This window comes from Enterococcus sp. DIV0802b, assembly GCF_050543535.1.
Lineage (GTDB): Bacteria > Bacillota > Bacilli > Lactobacillales > Enterococcaceae > Enterococcus_D > Enterococcus_D entomosocium.
This window is the reverse complement of sequence record NZ_CP172941.1, coordinates 3,467,209-3,490,691: the sequence shown is the minus strand read 5'-3', so window position 1 is coordinate 3,490,691 and position 23,483 is coordinate 3,467,209. Positions and strand designations below refer to the sequence as shown.

The following is a 23,483-nucleotide window of genomic DNA, read 5'->3' as shown; positions in this document are numbered from 1 at the left end:
GATAATAATGGAAAAGCATAAGAGCATTTGATCCTTTTTTGTGTATAGAAGCAACTTATTTTTTTATGAAGTGATTAAGAGCCGTGTCTTGCTCATTTTTTGTTGTTGTGTTATGTATGTAACATCTAGACAAAAGACGTAGTGAGATATGAGGCGGAGAATATGAGAGACTTACAGTTAGCATTTATCAGTAATCGCACAACTAAGCGCTTATTTCGAGTTTTGAGTGTGATGGAGCGAGATCGTTTATTTACAATTGGTGAAATGGCAGAAAAGATGCAGGTCACACAACGCACAATTGCAAATGATCTCAAGTATGTGAAAGACTATTTTGGTGATTGTATCACCCTAACTTCGGGGAATAGTGGCTTTCTTTTTGAAGAGAAAAAACCTTCCGTGTACCAAGAAAAGAAACAAGATTTGCTAGAAAATGAGTGTTTATTTGAAATCATCGGTCATATTTTTCAAGGGGAATTGATGGATATTGACGAGTTGGCCCATCATTATCATTTTTCTGAGAGCACGTTTCGACGGTTGTTGGGTCAAACGAACAAAATATTGAGCAGTTATCGGTTAAAATGGGTCTCGAATCCATTGACAATTGAAGGGAGCGAAGCGGATTTACGGAAATTCTTCAAAGACTTTTATTACGAAGGGATTGATACTGCCCATACCCTTGTTCCCGACCCCGCATTGCATGAGTTGGTCTTAACCCAGTTAAACAACAAACTAGGACAATATGATATTGGCTCTGGAACAACACCAGCTGCTTTTTACTATACTTTTTTTATTGCAATCAAACGGGCGAGCCTTGGTTTTCCGATAACAGTCCCGAAATACTTGATTGAATTAGCCTACAAAGGAAATAGCTTCTCCCTCCTGTATTCTTTAAAAGACGGAATCAACAAGCTTTACGGCGTAGAACTAGCGAAGGAAGAATTTGCATGGATTTATTTAGTTACTATTTGTAAACGTACCTTAGATCGAGAAGCATCGGAGGAAAAGTTCTACCAGCAGTTTCATCAAGGATCAGAAATTGCCAAACTTACGGAGGCTTACTTACAAGAGTTTGAGCTCACAAATGAGAGCTATGCCAAGATAAAAATTTTCTTGCAATCCTTCTTTTTGTCTAGAAAAGTGAACTATGCGTTAGCTCCTGCATTGAACAAAGAGGCACAGGACATCAAAGAATCTCTCATGCGTTCTGACAATGAAAACTATCAACGGAATTTACGATTTTTAAAGAAGCATCAAAGAAAAGACTTTTTGGCTGCACCATATCTTGAAGATATTTGTGTGAGTTTAACGATCTACAGTGATTTGATTTTTGATTTTTATTCACCAACAAAAAGAATTTATTTTCTTCTAGAAGGTGATCACTTCATCTGCCAACAGATTCGAACTCGTGCAATGCAACAGTTTGGTACAAAGCACACGTTGACCTTTTTGCCATTGCAACATCTGACACAAGAAATATTAAATGCCGATCATATTGATTTGATTGTCACAAACTATAATCGGTACCTCTTAGACTATATTATTGAAACAGATTACTTGTTATTGAAAGCTGTCCCAGATGAGCATGACTGGCGGAATCTGGAAAGAAAAATTGATCCGTATCGAAAACCATTTCTCTAATCTCCGTACACTCGTTAAAAGTATTAACGAGTGTTTTTTTTATTTATTTCATCCGTATATGAAAATATTGATTCCAATTTGACCAAAAAATCAGGTAACCTTAATCATGTAAGAAAAAGGTATGCATACAAACTTACAAATAAAAGTACCAAAAACCTTCGTTTTTTAGAACGATTGTCTGTTATGTATCCTCTTTTTCAGAAATCCTAATCTAACAACTTTTTCTAAGACAACTGATAAATTCAGGTGTCTTTTTTGTCGTCAACCCAAAAACGAAGAAATTTGAGACATTTTATGGAGGTATGATATGAAACGGGTAATATCTATTGGCTTTCTGGGGAGATTTCTTTTAATCACTGTCTTATTTCTATCCCATGTCCCATTTCAATTAGTAGATGCATCAACGGAAGTTTTTGACAGCTTAAATGATTTTGAAAGCGAATCGTCAAATATCAAAGAGGGGGAAGAAGAACTTGATGAGAGCGAAAGCGAACCTGAAAAAGCCAATGAAGGTAGTCGCTCAACCCAGTATCGTATTGATTTAATTGCCAATCCACCTAGAGGAGGTACTGCTATTAATCTAGCTACGAACTCTACTGTAATTTGGGGTGACGTAGGAATGGGGGTTGGTAATGTTACAGCAATTCCTAATACAGGTTATCACTTTGTTGAATGGGAAGTTGTATCCGGACCAGTCAACTTGCTGTCCCCAACTAATTTATTTCCTGCTTTAATTATGGGGGCAGGTAATTCAGTCGTTCAGGCTATGTTCGCTCCTTTGCAAGGTGGAGACATTATAGTAAAGCATGAAGATGCCGAAGGAAATAAATTAGTAGAAGACGAAATTCTAACAGGCTTATTTGATGAAGAGTATTCAACAGAAGCATTAACAATTGAGGGGTGGAATGTTAGTCGAATCCCTAATAACGCATCCGGTACTTTTACCCAAGAGGAGCAGGTTGTTCTTTATTTATACGAAAGGTACGAACCGCAACAAAATTTATGGGGCACCGTACCTTGGGAATATGACGAAGAAGCAGAATCTATTATTTTATACGGAGGAATTGCAGGTTCTGTAACAGAAGCACCTTGGAGAACGTATACTTCCCTTAAACAAATTACTATTGAAAATATCGTTGCATTGCCAGGAAATTCTAGAGGATTGTTTTCTTCATTAAACAACTTAGAAACCATTGAGCATGCTGAAAACTTAGACGTTTCAAATGTAGAAGATATGCACAATATGTTTGGTGCTGCAAGATCCATCAAACAGTTAGATGTTAGTCGCTGGGATACCTCAAATGTTAGAGATATGAGTTTTATGTTTAACCAAACGCAGTTATTAAAGGAACTGGATGTGAGCAACTGGGATACTTCTCAAGTAACAAACATGCGAGCCATGTTTCAACTTGCAGAGTCTTTAACTACGCTAGATGTAAGTAGTTGGAATACCTCTCAAATTACAGATATGAGTTTTATGTTTAGCCAAACGCGGTCATTAAAGGAGCTGGATGTGAGCAACTGGGATACTTCTCAAGTAACTAATATGCAGTGTATGTTTCAAACTACAGAGTCTTTAACTACACTAGATGTAAGTAGATGGAAAACCTCTCAAGTTACAGATATGGGTTTTATGTTTAACCAAATGCAGTCATTAAAGGAACTGGATGTGAACAACTGGGATACTTCTCAAGTAACAAACATGGGAATGATGTTTAATAACGCAAACTCTTTAACTACGCTAGATGTAAGTAGATGGAATACCTCTCAAATTACAGATATGAGTTTTATGTTTAACCAAATGCGGTCATTAAAGGAGCTGGATATGAGTAACTGGGATACTTCTCAGGTAACTAATATGCAGAGTATGTTTGGTAATACTAACACATTAAATAGAATAACATTAGGAGAACAATCCATTTTTTCTGCTGCTGCAAACTTACCAGCAATCCCAAGTACTGAACAATATACTGGACGCTGGACGCTAGAAGAAAATTTGTCGGGTGATGGTTCGGTTATAACTTTTGAAAACTCAACTGAGTTTATGGCTAACTATGATGGTAGTTCCCCAGGAACCTATATCTGGGAGCGAGTAGCTCCAGAACAGCTTGTCGCAAGCATTGATCGAGTAAGCGATCAGTCCCAAACTATTACTGGATATGCAACAGAGTCCGTAGATGAGTTGACTATTAGTTACCAAACGACGTCTGGAGATAAGGTAGTTCTTGAAAAAGATGATCCTCGAATTGTTTGGGGCGATTATCAAGAGTCAAATCAACAAGTCCGACAGTTCCAAATTGATTTGATAGGGAATGAACGTCTTGAGACCGAGACAAAGGTAACGATTACAGTTTCGAAACCTTCTGTTGAAACGACCGGTGATAGAACGGAAGAACAAACAGTCATAAAAGGAATTAATTATCGAGCGAATAACTTCACTTTAGACCGTTTCAAAATTAATGAATTAAGCACGCAAGAAGAATTAGATGCTTTGATCCTTCAAGAAAGTCGCGCGCAAGCCGTAAATGTGTTGACGGAAGCGGATATGACGGATGACTTTCGCATCGTAGAAACGGATCTTACACGAGAAGTGGACGAAGACGGCAGCTACTTCGCTGTTCTTGAGGTGGGGAATAAAGCCTACCAGATGACCATCGGTATCGATGTGACATCGAAACTGGAGCATATGCGAGTGACGATCCCGACCAAAATGGTCTTTGAATCCTTGTACAATACGGCGGAATCGAATCGTAATTTTGAAAGCCAAGCGTATGAGATCCGCAATCAATCGCCACTTGCTGTGGATACCTATATCAATCAATTGGCGATCGATGATCCTGCCGGAATCGTCTTGTTAGAAGAGGGAGAAGATCCCCTCGATTACGCTGAAAGTGAAAGCGAAGAGGAAGACCCAACCCTTACTTATGACGATATCTCAACCCCGCTGTTGCGATTGAACCTAAAAACGGAAGAAACCCAGATTCAACTCTATGAAGCGATGGAAGAACAACACTTGGTTCGCTTAGAAGAAAGAAGTCGCGTGCCGATTTCCTTAACAGGGGATTTCTATGGGGATTACCCGCAATGGGTCGTTGATTCAGAAGCCGATCAAGGCGGATATTATGAAGACTTGCTCGTACCGAATTATCGCATCGTCTTACGCTTTGTTCCACGAGACTAAGAAAAAAAGATCGTACCAAACGTGAAGGAGGTGAATCCATTGGAGCAAACGAATCAAACCGAAAATAAAAAACGACGGAAATGGCTCTGGTGGTTGTTGCTATTGGCAGTACTTGCCGGTGGACTCGGGTACTATTTCTATCAATCAAAAGAAGCAGTTCCGTTGATCAGTGCAGACCTTTTGCCTGAATCTGGCGATGCCACCGATCAGCGATTATCTGAACGGGCGCAGGAAATTGCAGATGCGAATTATTTCACCCTGCAAATCAATCCAGAAGCCATTTTTGAAGATGGTCAAAGCACGGGATCCATCGAAATCGTTAATCCAGGCACCAATGTGTACCCAATCGCCGTGGACATCTCTTTACTGTCGAGCGGGGAAGTCATCTATTCTTCCGGTGCGATCTATCCAAATCAATTTGTTGAAAATGTCGCCTTAGCGACACCATTGGCAAAAGGCGAGTATCCTGCCAAAGCCACCATCAATATTTACGACCCTGAAAGCAAAGAAAAACAAGGGGTCACTGAAGCTGAATTAACGATTATCGTTAAGAATTAAAAAAGGAAAAGTGAGGAAATAAAAATGAAAAAATTTGTAGCAGCTATTCTAAGTACAGCAACGATCGCAGGAGTAATCGCAAGCGGCACCACCGCTTTTGCGACACAAACTATTGACGGACGTGAAGGCGATACGTCAGGAGATGTCCAAGTAAACGGGATCATCGGTGAATTCGATAATACAACACCTGGACCAAATCCCGATGATTTGAACCAATGGATCAATGTAACGATTCCAACGACTGCTTTGTTCTATACGACAGAAGCGTCAAGTCATACAGAGATCGTTTCGCCTACGTACACAGTGACAAATAACTCAGCAGTTGGTGTGATCGCTTCTGTTGCAGGTGTTGATACACCATTGAATATGTCTGAAGTAGACTTGTTAAACGTAAACGGGATTGAGTTGTTTGAAAACGGCACACCAACTGTAACAGAAACAGAATTGTTTACCCTTGAAGGCAACCAAGGAACGAATGAAGGGACGTTTGCGTTCACTGGTGAAGCAACACCTGCCAATGCATCAGAAGAATCAAACCCAAGTTTCAAATTGGTCTTGAGTTTTGCGCCGGATGTAGAGGAAGACTAAAAACTGAAATCCCAGTAAAGAAGGGATCTATCGTATGAAAAAACGAAAAAGAATCATTTTTTTCATCGCTGCATTACTGGCTCTAACTGTCTGGGAGCTATCAGAAACCATTGTCGCAGAGGCGACAACAGGGCAGGTCACTGTGACTGGTCGAATTGGTGAAACAGCGAAGGAAGAGGAAGAAGCAGACGATGACAATAAGAAAACGATCGTCGCAGATGCTTCTCAAATCGGACAAGGGAAATTACCGCAAACAGGTTCTTCAGACACAAGCAGTTTGATCATCCTGGGGTATGCACTCATAGTATTTTCTATCTTATTACTATTGAGTAAAAGCAGACACATTTATGGAACGACTGATTACTATAATTAGTGAACAAATAAATGAGTAGGCAGAGTATTCTATAATTACTTATGCCCTATCAGAACACCTCGATGGAGCTGATAGGGCAGTTTTATTTAATTGTTATAAAAAGGAAGGCAAGATAATAGCGTTTTGCTGATACAAATAAAATTTTAGGAAAAATACATAGAAAGAGGGGCAAATGAATGGACGGTGGAAACAACCACGAAACCTTTTCTTACTACTTCAATTTTAAGAAAATAAAAAAAGGTATTGAACGTGAAAAATTGGAAGCATATTGCGAAAAACACCTAACTGAATTCGGTCAGCTGATTGAATCGATTTCAAAAGATAATTTCTGGGAAGTGCTCCCAAAAATTCTAGGACTTGATGCAAAGATGAATCTAGTTTCAGAATTATCTCGATTCGACGATTTCTCAGCAGATGAGATTATTAGAATTACTGAGAATGATTACAAGACATATTTCAAAGAAATCTGTGGTTATGATCTAAGTGTAGAAAAGAAGAATTCTATCGTATTCAATGTGTCATAGGTTTTGCATAAATAAAAATTATCTTAAAAAAGGCTTCGAAAAAAAATTTTTTGAAGCCTTTTTTTGTTTTCCGCAAGTATTAAGATTAAGAACTAACGCTATTGTCTAATGACATAGTTAAGGGAAAACGCAAAGATCTGATGTCAAAGCTAAACCTTAAAGGAAAAGATAGGAAAAAACGAATAATTTGGAAGTTACTATTTTTCGCTAATGAATTTAGACAGCAACATTATGGAGATAAAGGAATCACGATTAAGAAAGTTCACGATTGATAAAAACTTGCTAATAAATGAAACTATTTGACCTGTTCTTTCGTCATACCCTATAGAACAACGAAAGAGAGGAAATACTATGAGAAAAAAATTATTGTTAATAGCTATATTCTGTGCACTGATTCTTACGTTAGTAGTGGGTGCCATGTATAAGTACCTAATGAGTCAAGTGTATGGAGAAGAACAAACAAATTTTGAAACGCAAGTCGAAAAAACAATTAAAACTGAATTTTTTGATCGTGATATCACTCAGATTGAAGAATCAAAGAGTGGCGATAATCAATACAACAAATATTACCTGTACTATTCTGCGACTGAAAATAAAAATATTATAAAACAATTGGAAGCTCAAACTCAGGTTGCTTCGAAACAATTGAAGGATTCTCGGTCAATGGTGGTTTCCTATGTCAATGAGGAAAAGGTGAATGATGCCCTTATTAATCGACAATTAGTAACAAAGGAATATATTTGGGATGATAAAACAAAGTCTTTGAAATATTTAGGTGAATTAAAAGAATTATCTGAAATACTCTTATCCAAAAATCGAAATGAGCCTCGATTAAAAGATATTGTCAACGATGAATCAGACTTGCTTGCGATAAACAGAATTGTACAAGAACAGCTACTTAGTACTCGAACTAAATTAAAATCAACAATTGATGAGGAAGAATTAGATCAAGTGTTAACAAATGACTTTTTAAGCAAGGATAGTAAGATAACCATTCTCCCCCACTCAATACAAATCGCTTTTGATAAAGAGGTTTTAGGGGTGACAACGATGAATGTCGACATTGAAAAAATTCTGCCTTTTATTAATCCAGCGATCGTTTCTGATAATAATCTGCCGAAAAAATCCTTAGACCAAAAAAGAAACTATATCGCGCTCACCTTTGATGATGGACCTAACGATACGTCTACGAAAAAATTACTAGGAGAGTTAAAAAAAGAAAAGATCAAAGCGACTTTTTTTGTTTTAGGTCAGATGGTTGATAAGAACCCAGAGGTCGCGAAAAAAATAGTGGGAGAGGGGCATGAAATTGGCAGTCATTCATACACTCACCCAGACTTGACTCAAGTAACCCTGGATAAAGTCAAAGAAGAAGTACTGAAGACTGATAAGGCAATATTTCATGCTACAGGGGTATTGCCAAAACTCTTTCGACCACCTTACGGAGCAGTAAACGGCGCCGTTGCCAAAACCATCGGATTGCCTATTATTCAATGGAATGTAGACTCTGAAGATTGGCAAGTCAAAAATAAAGATTTGATTGTAAATAAGGTAATTGATACTGTAGAAAATGGATCAATCATTTTGATTCATGATATCCATGAACGTTCCGTAGAATCCATTCCAGAAATGGTAAGTCAACTAAGAAAAAGAGGCTATGAGTTTGTGACTATAAGCGAATTGCTCTCTTATGGACAAAAACCACTAAATCAGTATTTTGGTTTAGCTGACCAAAGAGAAATTAAATAGCAGTCTTTTCTAGTCCCTTGGAGAGTTGTTAAAGGAGTGATCTTTATTTTTAAGAATAGAAGTCAAACAAAAAAAGTGCGCTATTATGAGCATCTACTAGAAGAACTGATAGAAGGTAAATATGATCAAATGTATCGAATTGCCTACAGTTATGTTTATGATCATGAAGATGCTTTAGATGTCCTGCAAGATAGCTTTCAAAAGGCGTTAAAAAGCTTTAGAAACACAGTAGAAATTGATAATTTTCAAGCATGGTTCTATAAAATTTTAGTAAGAACCGCGATTGATCAATGGCGAGTGAAGAGACTAAGACCATTTGGGTTAGCCTTTGAAGAAACTATAGAACTAAGTCATTTTCGTTTCGATCAAAGTGAATTTCTTGAACTAAAGGAAATTCTAGAGAGAACGCCTAGTCCGGAAAGAGATATCATCATTTTAAAATATTTTGATGGATTTACCTTGCAAGAAATTGCTCAAATACTTAATTTAAATGAGAATACGGTGAAAACGAAGATGTACCGTTCTCTTGTTCAATTTAAGCATCTTTTAAATTAAAAAAACAAGATATGAAAAGGAGAATGAGCGAAATGAAACAGCACACGTTTGATGGAGAAAACCAAGAACAATTAAAGCGTGAAATAGTTGCGCGTTTTCAAATAGAAAAGGCAAAGGTATACGAAGAAAAGAAACGAAAAGTACTTAGAAGAGGCGTCGAAAGCGTGATCTTGGTGGTTTTTAGTTTTTTGATTATGCTTCAAAATACTACCTTTAGAGGTTTTGCATCAGAAATACCTATTTTGGGGGATTTGGTATCAATTATAACTGGGGAAACGCTTCTGTTCAGTCAAGAGGAAGCAGAAATCACTATTGATGTGCCTAAGATAACAGAAGAAAATCAAGTGTATTCGCAATTAAATGAAAAATATCTCCGTGAAGGACAACGAGCATATCAAAGTTATATAGACGTAATAAATAGGGTGGACGAAAAACAAATGTATGTCAGTGGTACCTATGATATGAAAGTCAATGATAATCGATTTTTAGTAATCGACCGTACGTTTGAAGAGACAGTGGGGAGCACCAATGTTGAACATCGATTTGATACATTCGATAAAAAGAACGAGGTCTTATTATCATTAAAGATGTTATTTAAAACGGAAAACTATCTAGAGGTGCTGGCTCAGGAAATTGAGCACCAAATGAAAGAGCGGATGAGAGTAAATAGCGATATCAAATATTGGGTTTTAGACTATAATGATACAAATTGGTTGGAGAATGATCCGAATTTTTATATTAATGAAAATCATGAACTAGTTATTTCGTTTGATAAATATGAAGTTTCGGCTGGATACATGGGGACACAAGAGTTCATAATACCTACTACAGTATTGAAGCCGATCTTAGTTGACGAAAATTTTTTTAATTAGATCGATAAATCAGTTTAAGCTTATTCAGAAAATGATTTCTGGATAAGCTTTCTTTTTTTCGCTAGCAAGAGTGGAAAATAAAGCCTACTTTTCTAATTGGCTGTGATACCATGAGGGAAAAAATCGATGAACCCAGGGGCTCTTTTATACACGTTTACTAAAAATGCAATAAAAAGTCCCTTGTTGTCTGCTTTTGTCAGTAACTTTTCCACAGTGTGGAACTCCCTGAGCCTTACTACCATTATTGAATTTGAAAATAATTAGAGGTCTAATTATTAGATAGCGAATCTTTTTGTTGACTTTCCTTTTTAACCGGTGTATATTCTTTTCGAATAGTTAGATATCTAACATTTGGCAAAGGGGGAGTCGTTTTGGAGGAACTGATCGTATCGAATTTGATGCGTTCCATTATGAATAAGTCACGGGAATCGATGGAAATGCGTATAAAAGACCTGGATATCAGTCAACAGCAAGGAAGAATGATTGCGTATATCGCACAAAATGAAGACAAAGGCTTGATTCAGAAGGATTTGGCCCAAGTGTTTCAACGTCGTGATGCCAGCATCACAAGTATGCTTCAAGGGTTAGAAAAAAAAGGGTATATCGAACGCCGCATCCCAAAAAATAATGAGCGACAAAAAAATATATACGTTTTACCTAAAGGAAAAGCGTTGATTGATCAAACCAATGAAGCTTTTTATGCGGCAGAAAAAGAACTGGTCCAAGCACTGAATGCAGAAGAAGTCGAAGAACTGACTCGTTTGTTAAGAAAAATCGATCAAAGTCTATGAGCAATAAGCAGTCAATCACTGCTTATTGCCTAAAAGTTAGATTTCTAACAGTTAACTATCTAATAAAAGGAGGAATCATCATGGAAGAAGTCACAATGAATGAATCCAATATTTACTACTTAAGCGAAAGTCCGGTGCGAAAGGCAATTGCCCATTTATCGATCCCGATGATGGTTGGTATTTCAACCACGACGATCTATAATTTGATTAATGCCTATTTTATTGGATTGATCCATGATACCAATATGATGTCGGCGATTACCTTGGCGATGCCCATTACGATTCTGTTGATGGCGGTTGGGAACATGCTGGGTGTTGGTGGAGGAAGCTATATCACACGACTACTAGGCAATGGAGACACTCAAAAGGGCAAGAAAGTTGCCGGCTATGCGTTTTACTCAAGCATCCTGCTCGGTGTGATCATAGGGATTGTCACAGTAATTTTCATGGATCCGTTTATTCATTTACTAGGAGCAAGTGGGCAGACATTTTTGTATACAAAACAATATTCACTGATTTTGTTTGTAGGTGGAGCATCGTTCATTTTAAATTTTGCTTTGGAACAGTTGGTGCGTTCAGAAGGGGCATCAAAAGAATCAATGTACGGCATGTTTGTCAGTGTTGCAGTGAGTATCCTACTGGATGCATTATTGATTCTCGTCTTTAACCTACATGTGATCGGTGCAGGGCTATCACTAGTGATTGCGAATATCGCTTCAACAACGTATTATGTCTGGTTCCTAGAAACGAAAAGCGAGACATTGAAGGGCTTTTTAAAGAACATGAAACTTTCAATCAAAGATCAGCTAGAAGTTTATAAAATAGGGATATCCGAGCTGTTTAAATCAGCTTTCATGATCGTCACCACATTATTATTGAACAATTTTTCTGCTGAATATGGAGACAATGTTGTGGCTAGCTTTGGTATCGCTGTTCGAATCACGCAATTACCGGAATTTTTAACAATGGGTCTATTTTTGGGCGTCATACCGTTATTTGCCTACAGTTTCTCTGCCCATAACACGAAACGAGTGAAAGAAGCACTGAAAGAAGTATCTTTGTGGATAGGTGGGATCTCCATCCTTTTTGCATTGATTGTGTATTGGTTGCGAGTGCCTGTGCTGGGGTTATTTACAAGTGATCCTCGTGTGATCCAAGTTGGCTTAACGATTTTAGGGGCCCAGTTGGTTTCTTCGATCTTTAATGGTTTCTCTGGTTTATTCACGGGCATCTTTCAGGCATCTGGACTAGGTGCTCAGACCGGAGTGATGTCCACGATTCAAGGAACATTCTTTATTCCGATCGTTTTATTGCTGCATCATTTTTATGGATTGGATGGATTGATTTGGTCAATGACGATTACAGAAGGTATCGCGTTTGTTGCGGGTGTCTTAATGATGATTCCTTATCTAAATAAACTAAATAAGAATGATCTGCCCGCCATGCAAAACCAGTAGCATATAAGAATCAGGTGCGTTTGAACCATTGGTTTCTAAATGAAAAGATAACGAAAGGTTTCTTTTCGAACGTCCTATAAGGAAAGCTCAACAAAGCAAATTTCGTTGGGCTTCTTTACTTGCTATATATTTCCTTTTCGTTAAAGTAAGAGGAGATGTTGATTCTGTTATACTTACTATTGAAAAAAACTCCATTTCAAGGATAAACGATCTTTTTCATGTATCAATAGAAGAAAAGCGTCTAAAACAAATGCTATTAGCAAAATTATCAAGCGATTGAGGAATCTACTATGCAAAAAAAAATTTATAAAGTTGTCGCTGTCTCGAATAACAGTCGTCTGTTTGCGATTTTAATGGCTTTTTCAGGTGGGGCATTAGATGTCTATTCTCATAATTACTTTCATGGATTAGTTGCTACTCAAACTGGGAACATTATTTTGATGGCTTCGAATTTATCCCAATATAATTGGCAGCAAATGCTGCCTAAAATCGTATCGATCATTTTGTTTACGGTAGGATTTTTATTAGGTATTCTTCTAAAGCGCAGCAATTTCAGTCATTATTGGCGCAGTTATACCATGTTGCCTGTTATTTTATCGAGTTTGATCATTCCATTATTGTCTCAAAATCTACACCTTTTTAAAATTGGTCTGCTTGCTTTTGGCAGTGGCTTGCTGATGCTGACGTTCACTGGAACGCAAATCGAAGGAAATCCTTATACGATCATGATGACCTCAGGCAATTATCGGAAAATGCTAAATGAATGGTATCTGTATCTGACCTCACGGAATAAAACGTCGCTTCAAAGACGCAATGCCCATAACTATACGATCGTCGTGCTCTCATTTGTCATTGGTGCTTGTTTACTAGCCTTTGTCAGTCTTGTTTTAAAAAAATATTCAATTTGGATCGTAACCTTCACGTTTCTGCTTGCTCTTTTTATTGAAATCCATCAAGCGAAAAAGACGATTCGAACAAAAGGATTGTAGGGCGTATGCAGAAAAATTAGGTAAATATGGCTTATTAGAAGGATTTGCCAAAAGAACTTAGGAAAGGAAAGATGTTAATATTCATCCGATTAAATTTTTTTTTGAATCTAAATGGATATATTAAAAAAGATGTTGACGCTTTCTTTGAAATGTCCTATACTAGGTCTAACAAAATAGTAGGCGTGTTACTACATAATAGTAGGCATAACCGAATTGACTCAGCTCTTAAAAGAGGGATGGGTCAGTTCGGTTTTTTTGTTAAAAAACGGAGGCGAAAAAAATGGAAGAAAAGAAAATCGCGAAAGAAGTGTTGGAAAAAGTTGGTGGTGCAACGAATGTTTCTCATTTGGAACACTGTTCCACACGGTTGAGATTTACATTGATTGATGATAGCAAAGTAGATAGTGAAGGAATAAAAAAAATACCAGGTGTATTAGGGGTTACTCAAGCCGCACAAACACAAGTAATAATTGGGAGTGCCGTTGTTGAGGTATATCGTGAAGTTGAAAAAATGCTTTCAGGAGTCGAACAAGACAAAAACAATAGAGTAAAGAACACTAGAAGTTGGCAATCCGTAATCTTAGATTTTGTTATTAGTATTTTTCAGCCGTTAATTCCTGCAATTGCTGGGGGAGGTATCTTAAAATCATTGCTAATGCTGTTAAATTTGATTGGATTATTAGATAAAGCAACGCCTACCTATCAAATTTTAACCTTTGTTGGTGACGCACCATTATACTTTTTACCGTTGTTAGTCGCTATAACGACAGCGAACAAATTAAAAGTTAATAGCTTGGTAGCAGTTTCTGCAGTAGGAGGATTGCTAATCCCAGGACTAAGCACTTTGATTACAGAAGGGACAGCACTTGCTGGAATTCCTATTCAAAATATCAATTATGCATATCAAGTATTTCCAGCGATTTTATGTGTCATTAGTTACTCATATCTAGAGAAATTCTTTACTAGAATCAGTCCTAAAGTAATCAGAAGTTTTTTTGTTCCTATGATGTCTTTATTGATAGTGGTACCACTCACCTTATTAATACTCGGGCCAATTGGTTTTACCTTCGGGCAAGCATTTGCAAGTGTTATCATGAATATTTTTGCTCGATTTGGCTGGATAGCAGTCTCTCTTTTAGCTGCATTCTTGCCCTTCATGGTAATAACAGGAATGCACAAAGCAATGATTCCCTATGTGATTACTTCGTTAGGTGAAACGGGCAAAGAAATTATCTATAATGCGGCTTCATTGGCCCATAATATATCGGAAGCAGGTGCTTGTTTTGCAGTCACCATTCGGGCAAAAGATAGAGGATTAAAAGCAACAGCTGTTTCAGCAGGAATTTCTGCTTTATTTGGAATCACTGAACCTGCATTATATGGTGTAACTATTTTGCATAAACGCGTCTTATATGGTGTTATGTTCGGCAGTTTGATTGGTGGCGCAACATTGGGGATTTTAGGAGTCGAGGCATATGTTGCTGTAGGACCAGGAATTGCAAGTTTATCAATGTTTATATCGGAGACATTACCAAACAATTTGCTATTTGCAGTCATTGGGCTAGTAGTGTCTTTCATATCCTCATTTGTAGCCGTTTTAGTTTTATGGAAAGAGCCGATTAGTGACAAAAACTCGGAAACAGTTGAATCCACTGAACTAGTGTTCAATGCGCCGGTCGAAGGAGTTGTTTTACCTTTGTCACAAGTCAACGACGATGTCTTTTCAAATAAGATGTTGGGAGAAGGCGTAGCAATTATACCCACTAAAGGGGAACTTTATGCACCAATCGATGGTACTATTAAAATGGTTTATAACACGAAACATGCACTAGGTATGCAAACAAGTGATGGTACAGAGATTCTTTTTCATATAGGATTAGATACCGTGAATTTGGATGGTAAGTATTTCGAAAGCTATGTGAAAGAAGGTCAGACGGTAAGAAAAGGAGATTTAATGATTAGATTTGACCATGAGGCGATAAAAAAAGCTGGATTTGATCTTACAACGATGATCATAATTACAGCGCCCAAAAATGTCACACTCAAAATTTCCAGTAACAAACAAGTCAATATAGAGGAAGAACTATTTATCATAGAAGGAGTAGGAGAGAATGTCATTGCGTAAAAATTTTTTGTGGGGCGGTGCTATTGCGGCAAACCAGGTGGAAGGTGCTTGGAATTTAGATAATAAAGGGATGTCTGTAGCTGATGTAGCAACGTATAAACCGAACGTTGATGTAAAAGATTACAAAGCTCATAATACTGTTACTAGTGAAATGATTCAACAAGCCAAAGAAGATTCGGAAATTCAATGGTACCCTAAACGTAGAGGGATCGATTTTTATCATAGATACAAAGAAGATATTCAATTATTTGCTGAAATGGGCTTCAAAGCTTTGAGAATATCTATAGCTTGGACACGTATCTTTCCAAATGGGGAAGAGCTTGAACCAAATAGTTCGGGTATTGAGTACTATAAAAACATCTTTAAAGAATTAAAAAAACATGATATTGAACCAATAGTTACACTTTCTCACTATGAAATGCCTCTTGCTTTATCTGAAAAGTATAATGGCTGGGTAGATCGCAAATTAATAGATCTTTTTGTCAATTATGCAGAGGTCTGCTTTACGGCATTTGGTAAGCATGTGAAGTATTGGTTGACTTTTAATGAAATTGATAGTGTTGGTCGTCATCCTTTTACTACTGCTGGTATCGTCGAAGACAAGTGTAAAGAGTATTCATTAGAAGAAGCGATATATCAAGCACTCCACCATCAATATGTAGCAGCTGCTATCGCAACTAAGCGGTGTCACCAACTGATTCCAGAAAGCAAGATGGGCTGTATGTTAACCAAATTGACTACTTATCCAAATACGTGTAAACCAGAGGATGTTTTACTTTCCTTACAAAGTAATTTGGACAATTATGCACATGCTGACATCCAGATTTTTGGTGAATATCCCCCCTTATATAAGCAACGGTTACAGAATAAAGGAATAGAAATCAAGAAAGGGAAAGAAGACGATCAACTGTTAAAAGAAAATACAGCAGATTATTTAGCCTTCAGCTATTACATGTCTCGGACAGAATCCTCTGATCCAACCTTGGAGCAGACTTCTGGCAATACGATCATGGGTGTTAAAAATCCATATTTGCCTTCTACCGAGTGGGGGTGGCAGATAGATCCAGTTGGACTGAAAATTTCTTTATTAGAACTTCAGGACCGCTACAACATTCCATTAATCATTGTAGAAAACGGGATGGGTGCCAAGGATGAAGTTACATCAGATGGGAAAATTCACGATAATTACCGGATTAATTATATGAAGCAACATATCAAAGAAATAATGGATGCGGTTGAAGCAGGCGTCGATTTGTTTGGGTATACGAGTTGGGCACCTATTGACCTTATCAGTGTATCGACTTCGCAAATGAGCAAGAGGTACGGATACATCTACGTAGATCAGGATGATTTAGGGAACGGGACGCTAAAGCGGCTTAAGAAAGATTCTTTTTATTGGTACAAGCAAGTGATTGAGAGTAATGGCCAAAAATTAGATTAGGAGAATGAAGGATGATTATAAAAAAAATACTTAATCCTAATACTATCTTAGCTGCTGATAAGGATCAGAAAGAGTATGTTTTTTTCGGTAAAGGTATTGGTTACAGCCGAAAGATTGGTCAAACTGTTGATGATGAAGATATCAATCGCGTCTTTATACCCGTTGATAACCGACAGATACAAGAATATTTGCGTTTGTTTGATTCAATTCCAGCTATTTACTTCGATATTACTCAAAAAATTATTAAACATGCTGAAGAATTACTGAATGCAAATCTGAATACGAGCCTTTTTTTCACACTGAGTGATCATCTTAATTTTTCTATTGAGCGACATAGGAATGGTTTAAATATTCTAAATCGCGTTTTTTGGGAAATTAAAAATTATTATCCAATCGAATTCTCTGTAGGGGAGTATGCCCTCAGGCTTCTAAAAAAAGAATTAGGACAAGTACTTCCCCAAGAAGAAGCAGCGAATATTGCATTTCATATCATAAATGCGCAAAATGTCGCCTCTGCTACAAGTAAAGGTATGGAGTATGCCAAACTAGTTGGAGGGATTTCAGACATTGTAAAATACGAGCTCAAAATGGATTTTGATCGGGAAGATGTCCACTATCAAAGATTTATTACGCATTTGAAATTTTTTGCGGAGCGTTACTATGAAGGGAAAATGATCACCGAGAATGATTCCGGACTTTTCGAGCAAATTGCACAGCTTTACCCTAAGGCGCTAACGGTCTCTTTTACTGTAAAGGACTATATCGAGATATTGAATGAAAGTAAAGTTACGAAAGAGGAAGTTGCCTATTTAACGGTTCATATTAATCGACTCATGAGCAATAAAAAATTAAGTGAAAATTAATCGTTTTTTATAGATGCAAAGCGTTTATCAATAACGGATGCACATATACATTAAGTTCTCATAAATGTTACTTGTGGAACCTCCCATCTTTATTTGATTCGCTTAGTAACTTCTCTAGTATGGTCTATTAAGATATTCTTACTAGGTGTGGGTTGACTCTGGCCGACTCCTCTCACCAGTAGGATATCTTCTTTTTTTGTTCGGCAGGAATATTTAGTTTTTCCATATAGACTAAGTAGTTCAGAACTAAAAGTCCTATATAATTGTTTATTCTTATCAATTTTTCGTTTTTAATATTACGCAAGGCTCGACTAAAGAGCGCTCACAGCTCCGCAATCTTCCGTACGGTATTGATGGTTCGAATCGTAATCTGTTTGCCGACGCTGGTGCTGGCTGTTTTTTTCCACCAATTGGTTTTTTGATAGTCTTTGCGGAGGTAAGACCAGAAGACGACGTCTTTGTAAGGGAAAACCTGTTCAAGCTCGGCATTCGGAGCCCCGAGTTTTTCAGATAACTCCTCGTAGGTCAGCGAAGGCATCAAAAAGATCAGGTTGTCATAGATGGTTTTATCTTCCGTTCCTGACCAGTCGGGCATATGGGTCAAGCGTTCCTGCAGCTCTGATTGGCGAATGATATAAATAGCGATATCAAAGGAAAAGTCGCGTTTGACCATTGCTTTAATCGTTTCGGCAAGGGCTTGTGGATCATCCTCTTCACTGGAAAAAATCACATTGCCGCTATTCAAATAAGTGACCACATTGCTAAACCCCAATTCTTCAAAACCGGCTTTCAATTCTTTCATAGAAATTTTGTTCTTTCCACCGACATTGATGCCTCTTAATAAAGCGATATATCGTTGCATGGATAACCCCTCCTTTAAACCCCTTCTTTTAGCTGATTATAGAATGGATGAAGCGGAAGTACAATCCTGGCTTCTCAGCTACCCAAAATACGTGAGCGAGAAACGACGAATGCAAGCTTATTGGTGGAGTGGCTATGGCGCATGTATTTTTGCGCTGCTAATTAGTAAAAACGAATAAACAGCCTGTAAATGATAACAACCCTCACAAATCTGCTCAAGCAAGCGAATTTGTGAGGGGCACTTTAAGTCGTTTTCTCTGTTTCTGGCTTCGTTGCTAATCCACCGCAATCTTCACAGACACGGTCTGTACGGGAACATCATAAAAGGGATCTTCTCGTCGGCCTAAAAAGTCTTGGGCTTGCTGAGGGAAGAGGGCGTACATCAGCACGTCTTCTTCGCTTTTGGCATACTCAGCGATTTCTTCCCGAAAGACTGGCAGTTGTGGTGCCAGTAGATCAGCTGGTCTGACGGTGATCACTTCAGCATCTCCGATGATTGTTTCTTTGATTTCGTCGGTGATGGGTGCTGGCGATTGACCGTAAAGTCCTTTGACGTAATCTTTGATCTCACTTGGGACAAGTTTGTAACGTTCTCCTGAAATCACATTCATCAAGGCTTGGGTACCGACCATTTGCGACAATGGGGTCACTAGTGGCGGATAGCCCAAGTCTGCTCTGACTTTTGGTACTTCTGCTAGGACTTCTTCATACTTGTCTTGCAATCCTTGTTCCGTCAATTGGCTGAGTAGGTTTGACAACATGCCACCAGGTACTTGATAGATCAAGGTTTTAGGTTCAATATCTTTGACTTTTGGATTCAGCAGTCCTTCTTCACGGAAGCGATCACGAACGGGATTGAAATGTTCAGCAATCTCAGCGACTTTCTGCAAATCAAGTCCCGTAGCAAAGCCGCAATCTTCTAAGGCGATTGCCACAGATTCGGTTGCTGGCTGACTGGTGCCGCCAGCAAAGGAGGAGATGGCGGTATCAATGATGTCTGCACCGGCTTCCGCAACTTTTAAGTAAGTCATCTCAGCGATGCCGCTGGTGGCATGGGTATGGACTTCTAGCGGTAGATCGACGGCATCTTTGATTCGGCTGACCAGCTCGTAGCCAGTTTGCGGTGTCAAAACGCCTGCCATATCTTTGATACAGATGGAATCGGCGCCGAGGTTTGCCATTTTATGGGCAAGGTCGACGAAGTAATCCACCGTATGGATTTGGCTAGTAGTATAAGAGATTGCTGTTTGACAGTGTCCGCCGGCTGCTTTTGTGGCGCGGATGGCGGTTTCTAAATTGCGGACATCATTTAAGGCATCAAACAAACGAAGAATGTCGATGCCGTTTTCAACCGATTTGGTAACAAAGTCAGCAACGACGTCATCGGCATAGTTTTTGTAGCCTAAGAGATTTTGTCCCCGTAAGAGCATTTGTAGTTTGGTCTTTTTCACTTCTTTGCGGATTGCGCGCAATCTTTCCCATGGGTCTTCATTTAAAAAACGCAGACAAGCATCGAAGGTTGCGCCGCCCCACATTTCAAGGGCATGATAGCCTGCTTGATCCATGGTTTTTAAAATCGGTAGCATATCGCTGGTAGGCATTCGTGTAGCGATCAGACTTTGTTGGCCGTCCCGCAAGACGGTTTCGGTAAATTGGATTTTTTTCATTCTTTCACTCTTTCCTGAATGATTTTACGGATCTGCTGCTGCATATCTGCTACGCTATGAGTTCTAGAACGGCCACAAACTTTGGCATCTTGTTCACAGACGTAGCAGCTTCTTGTCGGCAGTCCGATTTCGGTGCGGCTGATAGGTAAAAGCTGGTCTTGGGTTTTGGCTAAGACATCCAGATCCACCAATCGACCATAAGGATGATGGGTCTCAATCTGAACCATCATTCGTTTTAGTTCATAAGGATCTGTGGGTAGTACGAGATAATATTCCGGTCCAGTTTCCAAACTACGGTAGAGGTTTGCCAGTGGAATCAGTTCCTTGACGGCCTCTTCGATTTCCGTAATGAGTTCTTCAAAAACGGCGGTCAATGGGGCAGAATTTTTCACGGGACCGGGAATATTCATGGTGGCAACAAGCAATGCCGCTTTTTCATCCGCAGCGAGAAGCTCCCGTTGAAGCGAGCTTCTATTTTCTCGTGCCTGCAGCATGTCGATTAGCGTCACAGGGGTTCCTGAAAATAGGGCATCAGACATTTTTGACCACATCAATGATCGTGCCATCGCGGTATTCGATCAAAGCGACGGTTTTTTCCCCGTACTTGATTGGTTCGGGTTGACCGACAATGCTGTAGGCTTTTTCTTTTAGCTCTTCAATGGTGTATTGGGGAATATCCAATGCTTCAAAATGGCTGATCAAGTCTTTGCGAGCAGGATTGATGGCGATCCCGATTTCCGTAACGACAACATCAATACTGGCGCCCGGAGTGACGATCGTGTTGACGGTATCGACGATCGTTGGGATCCGTCCCCGCACAAGAGGAGCGATCACTAAGCTCATTTTGCACGCCATACTAGTATCTGAGTGGCCGCCAGAGGCACCGCGGATCACACCGTCAGAACCGGTGATGACATTGATGTTGAAATCCGTGTCGACTTCCAGTGCGGAAAGAATGGCGGTATCCAATTGATTGATAAACGCCCCTTTGCTTAACGGTGAGGCATACATATTGGCATCGATCTCGTAATGATTGGCGTTTTTCCCTAGCGATTGCGCGGAAGGATGATCAAAGTCTTGGACATCGATCAGTTTTTCCACTAATCCTTCTTCTAACAGTTCCACCATGGCATTGGTAATGCCGCCGAGGGCAAAGCTGGCTTTGATCTCATCTTTGATCATCGCTTCGCGTAAAAAACGAGAAACGGCTAATGCGGCACCGCCTGTTCCGGTTTGGAAGGAGAAGCCTTGTTGGTAGTAAGGCGAGCTGGTGATGACCTTGGCTGCATACTCAGCAATCAGTAATTCCTTTGGATTTTTGGTAAAACGGGTCGCACCTTTTGCGATCCCTGCAGGATCACCGATGGCGTCGACTTCCACGACATAATCGACATCCGTTTGGGGAATGCTGATTGGGGTATTTGGAAACGGTACCAGGGTGTCGGTGATGATCACGACTTGGTCGGCGTATTTTGCATCGACCATCGCATAGCCTAGTGAGCCGCAGGTTGCTTTTCCGACGGTGCCATTGGCATTGCCATACGCATCTGAGCTAGGGGCCCCTAAGAAGGCGACATCGATGTGGATATCGCCGGCGGCAATGGCACGAGCCCGACCGCCATGAGAACGGATAATGACTGGAGCATCCATAATGCCTTCGGAGATTGCGGCACCGACTTTGTCCCGCAGACCGCTGGAGGTGATATTGGTCACGACCCCAGATTTGATATGTCCGATCAATGGTTCATGGACATTGGCGATGGAACTAGGGGCAATCGCAAGATTCTTGATGCCCATTTTTGCGATCTCGTCTAAAACGAGATTCATGATAAAATCCCCTTCGCGAAAATGATGGTGGAAGGAGATCGTCATGCCGTCCGTTAACCCTGTTTTTTCAATGGCTTCACGAATACTGCCCAAGACCTTGCTTTTGCCCGGCAGGACTGGCTCGATCTTGCGACTCGCTTCTTTGTAGGCATGGATATTGGCTGTTTCATTTTCAAAGACCCCGTATTGGGTGGCATAGCATTCAGGGATGTCTTTTCCTGCTTTGTTTAACACCATAATTACACTTCCTCCTCGGTAATCAATTTCGCTGCTTTGGCAAGGGCAATCACGCGTTCCGCTCGCTCAACGATTGGTTTATCGACCATTTTGCCATTCAAGGAGATCACACCAGAACCTTTGCTTTCGGCTTCACGAATGGCCCAGATCACTTCTTTGGCCTGTTGGATCTCGGCTTTTGAAGGCGCATAGATCCCATTAACTAGGGGAATCTGCCGGGGATTGATCACTGATTTTCCGTCAAAACCAAGCTGCTTGATGCGGGTCGTTTCAGCGAGAAAGCCATCTGTGTCATTGATATCAGAAAAGACGGTATCGATGGCGGCGATCCCCGCAGCTCTAGCTGCATGCAAAATCATACTGCGGGCAAACAACAACTCTTGCCCATCTGGGTAGCGACGGGTTTTCATATTGGTGACATAATCTTCTGCCCCTAAAGCGATCCCGATCAAACGATCGGAAGCTGTAGCGATGTCTCGGGCATTTAAAACGCCTTCGGCCGACTCGATGGCAGCCATCATTTTGGTGGTTCCTACAGGCAGATCGTTTTCTTCTTCTACTTGTGTGATCACAGCGGCAACGTCAATGATATCTTGGGCGGTTTCGGTTTTCGGTAGTCGAATGACGTTGACCCCCGCTAGGACCATCGCTTCGATATCAAGGGCACCCACCGTGTCGAGGCCGTTGATGCGCACGACGGTTTCGATGGCAGAATAGTCAAAGGTTTTTAAGGCAAAATGCACCAGTGTCCGAGCAGAGTCTTTTTCATTCAAGGAGACCGCATCTTCTAAATCAAACATAACGGAATCGGCGCCATACAATGGCGCATCCCGTAGCATGGCAGCGTTAGCTCCTGGTACAAACATCATCGTTCTTCTTAAACGTTCCATGTGTCGATCTCCTTCCAAGCATACTGTTCTTGTTCGGCTGCCCGATGAACGGCTGTCAGAGTTCGGGCTTTGATGGTACAGTCCAATGCGCCTTTATCGGTGGCGGTGATTTTGGCCTGTGTCACGCCTAGATGGTTCAGCGTCTCAAGGATGACGGCGCGAATTTGTTTGCCGAATTGTTTTTCGACACTGCTATCGAGGGTCAGCTCGATGGTTTGGGTTGTGGTGGGCTCGATCGCGATCAAGATATCACTGGATTCAACGGAGCCGGCAACCGCACTTTTTTTGATTTCCACT

The 23,483-nt window shown here is 39.8% G+C and carries 21 protein-coding genes; 15 read left to right on the top strand and 6 right to left on the bottom strand.

Features of this window, described 5'->3' with window-relative positions; translation table 11 throughout:
• Nucleotides 1–162: 162 nt before the first annotated feature.
• The 15 genes from IGJ12_RS16340 to IGJ12_RS16270 all read left to right on the top strand — a co-directional run bounded on the left by IGJ12_RS16340 (nucleotide 163) and on the right by IGJ12_RS16270 (nucleotide 17,704).
• A complete protein-coding gene (locus IGJ12_RS16340; RefSeq protein WP_430619198.1) occupies nucleotides 163–1,638 on the top strand; it encodes a helix-turn-helix domain-containing protein in 1,476 nt (491 codons plus the stop codon).
• Between the two features lie 307 nt (nucleotides 1,639–1,945).
• A complete protein-coding gene (locus IGJ12_RS16335; RefSeq protein WP_422705533.1) occupies nucleotides 1,946–4,819 on the top strand; it encodes a BspA family leucine-rich repeat surface protein in 2,874 nt (957 codons plus the stop codon).
• A gap of 39 nt (nucleotides 4,820–4,858) precedes the next feature.
• Nucleotides 4,859–5,377 carry a hypothetical protein gene (locus IGJ12_RS16330; RefSeq protein WP_034871937.1) on the top strand — a complete coding sequence of 173 codons (519 nt, stop codon included), beginning with the start codon at nucleotides 4,859–4,861 and terminating at the stop codon, nucleotides 5,375–5,377.
• Between the two features lie 24 nt (nucleotides 5,378–5,401).
• Complete coding sequence (locus IGJ12_RS16325) at nucleotides 5,402–5,965, top strand: hypothetical protein (protein ID WP_086316682.1); 564 nt, start codon at nucleotides 5,402–5,404, stop codon at nucleotides 5,963–5,965.
• A gap of 34 nt (nucleotides 5,966–5,999) precedes the next feature.
• Nucleotides 6,000–6,338, top strand: a complete 339-nt coding sequence (locus tag IGJ12_RS16320; protein ID WP_252708813.1) for an LPXTG cell wall anchor domain-containing protein — start codon at nucleotides 6,000–6,002, stop codon at nucleotides 6,336–6,338.
• A gap of 176 nt (nucleotides 6,339–6,514) precedes the next feature.
• Nucleotides 6,515–6,862, top strand: coding sequence for a DUF7006 family protein (locus IGJ12_RS16315; RefSeq protein ID WP_194199841.1), 348 nt, complete (start codon nucleotides 6,515–6,517; stop codon nucleotides 6,860–6,862).
• Nucleotides 6,863–7,213: 351 nt separating this feature from the next.
• Entirely contained in the window at nucleotides 7,214–8,611 is a 1,398-nt protein-coding gene (locus IGJ12_RS16310) for a polysaccharide deacetylase family protein (RefSeq protein WP_194199840.1), read from the top strand.
• Nucleotides 8,612–8,647: 36 nt separating this feature from the next.
• The gene (locus IGJ12_RS16305; protein WP_005233050.1) at nucleotides 8,648–9,166 is read left to right on the top strand and encodes an RNA polymerase sigma factor; all 519 of its coding nucleotides are present in this window, start codon (nucleotides 8,648–8,650) and stop codon (nucleotides 9,164–9,166) included.
• 32 nt (nucleotides 9,167–9,198) lie between these two features.
• Entirely contained in the window at nucleotides 9,199–10,038 is an 840-nt protein-coding gene (locus IGJ12_RS16300) for an RsiV family protein (protein ID WP_228085353.1), read from the top strand.
• A 410-nt stretch (nucleotides 10,039–10,448) separates the two neighbouring features.
• Nucleotides 10,449–10,829 (top strand): MarR family winged helix-turn-helix transcriptional regulator, encoded by a 381-nt coding sequence (locus IGJ12_RS16295; protein ID WP_050790977.1) that lies wholly within the window; start codon nucleotides 10,449–10,451, stop codon nucleotides 10,827–10,829.
• 80 nt (nucleotides 10,830–10,909) lie between these two features.
• Entirely contained in the window at nucleotides 10,910–12,286 is a 1,377-nt protein-coding gene (locus IGJ12_RS16290; RefSeq protein ID WP_034878231.1) for an MATE family efflux transporter, read from the top strand.
• 290 nt (nucleotides 12,287–12,576) lie between these two features.
• A complete protein-coding gene (locus IGJ12_RS16285) occupies nucleotides 12,577–13,275 on the top strand; it encodes a YoaK family protein (RefSeq protein ID WP_422705534.1) in 699 nt (232 codons plus the stop codon).
• 280 nt (nucleotides 13,276–13,555) lie between these two features.
• On the top strand, nucleotides 13,556–15,400 hold the full coding sequence (locus IGJ12_RS16280) for a beta-glucoside-specific PTS transporter subunit IIABC (RefSeq protein WP_086332779.1): 1,845 nt from the start codon (nucleotides 13,556–13,558) through the stop codon (nucleotides 15,398–15,400).
• Entirely contained in the window at nucleotides 15,387–16,841 is a 1,455-nt protein-coding gene (locus IGJ12_RS16275; protein WP_086332778.1) for a glycoside hydrolase family 1 protein, read from the top strand. The genes IGJ12_RS16280 and IGJ12_RS16275 overlap by 14 nt, the downstream gene beginning before the upstream one ends.
• Nucleotides 16,842–16,852: 11 nt before the next feature.
• The gene (locus tag IGJ12_RS16270) at nucleotides 16,853–17,704 is read left to right on the top strand and encodes a PRD domain-containing protein (RefSeq protein ID WP_077454172.1); all 852 of its coding nucleotides are present in this window, start codon (nucleotides 16,853–16,855) and stop codon (nucleotides 17,702–17,704) included.
• A 322-nt stretch (nucleotides 17,705–18,026) separates the two neighbouring features.
• On the opposite strand, the gene IGJ12_RS16265 is transcribed toward IGJ12_RS16270, so the two are convergent.
• The 6 genes from IGJ12_RS16265 to citD form a co-directional block, all read right to left on the bottom strand.
• Nucleotides 18,027–18,566, bottom strand: coding sequence for a DUF1697 domain-containing protein (locus tag IGJ12_RS16265; protein WP_086316677.1), 540 nt, complete (start codon nucleotides 18,564–18,566; stop codon nucleotides 18,027–18,029).
• 274 nt (nucleotides 18,567–18,840) lie between these two features.
• Nucleotides 18,841–20,232, bottom strand: coding sequence for an oxaloacetate decarboxylase subunit alpha (locus IGJ12_RS16260; RefSeq protein WP_086298863.1), 1,392 nt, complete (start codon nucleotides 20,230–20,232; stop codon nucleotides 18,841–18,843).
• Nucleotides 20,229–20,771: a citrate lyase holo-[acyl-carrier protein] synthase gene (gene citX / locus IGJ12_RS16255; protein WP_223347143.1), complete on the bottom strand. Its 543-nt coding sequence runs from the start codon at nucleotides 20,769–20,771 to the stop codon at nucleotides 20,229–20,231. Before citX ends, IGJ12_RS16260 begins: the two co-directional genes overlap by 4 nt.
• On the bottom strand, nucleotides 20,764–22,296 hold the full coding sequence (citF, locus tag IGJ12_RS16250; protein ID WP_016613723.1) for a citrate lyase subunit alpha: 1,533 nt from the start codon (nucleotides 22,294–22,296) through the stop codon (nucleotides 20,764–20,766). The genes citX and citF overlap by 8 nt, the downstream gene beginning before the upstream one ends.
• 2 nt (nucleotides 22,297–22,298) lie before the next feature.
• Nucleotides 22,299–23,186 carry a citrate (pro-3S)-lyase subunit beta gene (gene citE, locus IGJ12_RS16245; RefSeq protein ID WP_005233062.1) on the bottom strand — a complete coding sequence of 296 codons (888 nt, stop codon included), beginning with the start codon at nucleotides 23,184–23,186 and terminating at the stop codon, nucleotides 22,299–22,301.
• Nucleotides 23,174–23,482 (bottom strand): citrate lyase acyl carrier protein, encoded by a 309-nt coding sequence (gene citD, locus IGJ12_RS16240; protein WP_005230465.1) that lies wholly within the window; start codon nucleotides 23,480–23,482, stop codon nucleotides 23,174–23,176. The genes citE and citD overlap by 13 nt, the downstream gene beginning before the upstream one ends.
• Nucleotide 23,483: the final 1 nt, after the last annotated feature.

Excerpts from the sequence above, each read along its gene's own strand:
- IGJ12_RS16340 (WP_430619198.1), top strand. The coding sequence starts at position 163 with ATGAGAGACTTACAGTTAGCATTTATCAGTAATCGCACAACTAAGCGC.
- IGJ12_RS16335 (WP_422705533.1), top strand. The coding sequence starts at position 1,946 with ATGAAACGGGTAATATCTATTGGCTTTCTGGGGAGATTTCTTTTAATC.
- IGJ12_RS16325 (WP_086316682.1), top strand. The coding sequence starts at position 5,402 with ATGAAAAAATTTGTAGCAGCTATTCTAAGTACAGCAACGATCGCAGGA.
- IGJ12_RS16320 (WP_252708813.1), top strand. The coding sequence starts at position 6,000 with ATGAAAAAACGAAAAAGAATCATTTTTTTCATCGCTGCATTACTGGCT.
- IGJ12_RS16315 (WP_194199841.1), top strand. The coding sequence starts at position 6,515 with ATGGACGGTGGAAACAACCACGAAACCTTTTCTTACTACTTCAATTTT.
- IGJ12_RS16310 (WP_194199840.1), top strand. The coding sequence starts at position 7,214 with ATGAGAAAAAAATTATTGTTAATAGCTATATTCTGTGCACTGATTCTT.
- IGJ12_RS16300 (WP_228085353.1), top strand. The coding sequence starts at position 9,199 with ATGAAACAGCACACGTTTGATGGAGAAAACCAAGAACAATTAAAGCGT.
- IGJ12_RS16295 (WP_050790977.1), top strand. The coding sequence starts at position 10,449 with ATGAATAAGTCACGGGAATCGATGGAAATGCGTATAAAAGACCTGGAT.
- IGJ12_RS16290 (WP_034878231.1), top strand. The coding sequence starts at position 10,910 with ATGGAAGAAGTCACAATGAATGAATCCAATATTTACTACTTAAGCGAA.
- IGJ12_RS16285 (WP_422705534.1), top strand. The coding sequence starts at position 12,577 with ATGCAAAAAAAAATTTATAAAGTTGTCGCTGTCTCGAATAACAGTCGT.
- IGJ12_RS16280 (WP_086332779.1), top strand. The coding sequence starts at position 13,556 with ATGGAAGAAAAGAAAATCGCGAAAGAAGTGTTGGAAAAAGTTGGTGGT.
- IGJ12_RS16275 (WP_086332778.1), top strand. The coding sequence starts at position 15,387 with ATGTCATTGCGTAAAAATTTTTTGTGGGGCGGTGCTATTGCGGCAAAC.
- IGJ12_RS16270 (WP_077454172.1), top strand. The coding sequence starts at position 16,853 with ATGATTATAAAAAAAATACTTAATCCTAATACTATCTTAGCTGCTGAT.
- IGJ12_RS16265 (WP_086316677.1), bottom strand. The coding sequence starts at position 18,566 with ATGCAACGATATATCGCTTTATTAAGAGGCATCAATGTCGGTGGAAAG.
- IGJ12_RS16260 (WP_086298863.1), bottom strand. The coding sequence starts at position 20,232 with ATGAAAAAAATCCAATTTACCGAAACCGTCTTGCGGGACGGCCAACAA.
- citX (WP_223347143.1), bottom strand. The coding sequence starts at position 20,771 with ATGTCTGATGCCCTATTTTCAGGAACCCCTGTGACGCTAATCGACATG.
- citF (WP_016613723.1), bottom strand. The coding sequence starts at position 22,296 with ATGGTGTTAAACAAAGCAGGAAAAGACATCCCTGAATGCTATGCCACC.
- citE (WP_005233062.1), bottom strand. The coding sequence starts at position 23,186 with ATGGAACGTTTAAGAAGAACGATGATGTTTGTACCAGGAGCTAACGCT.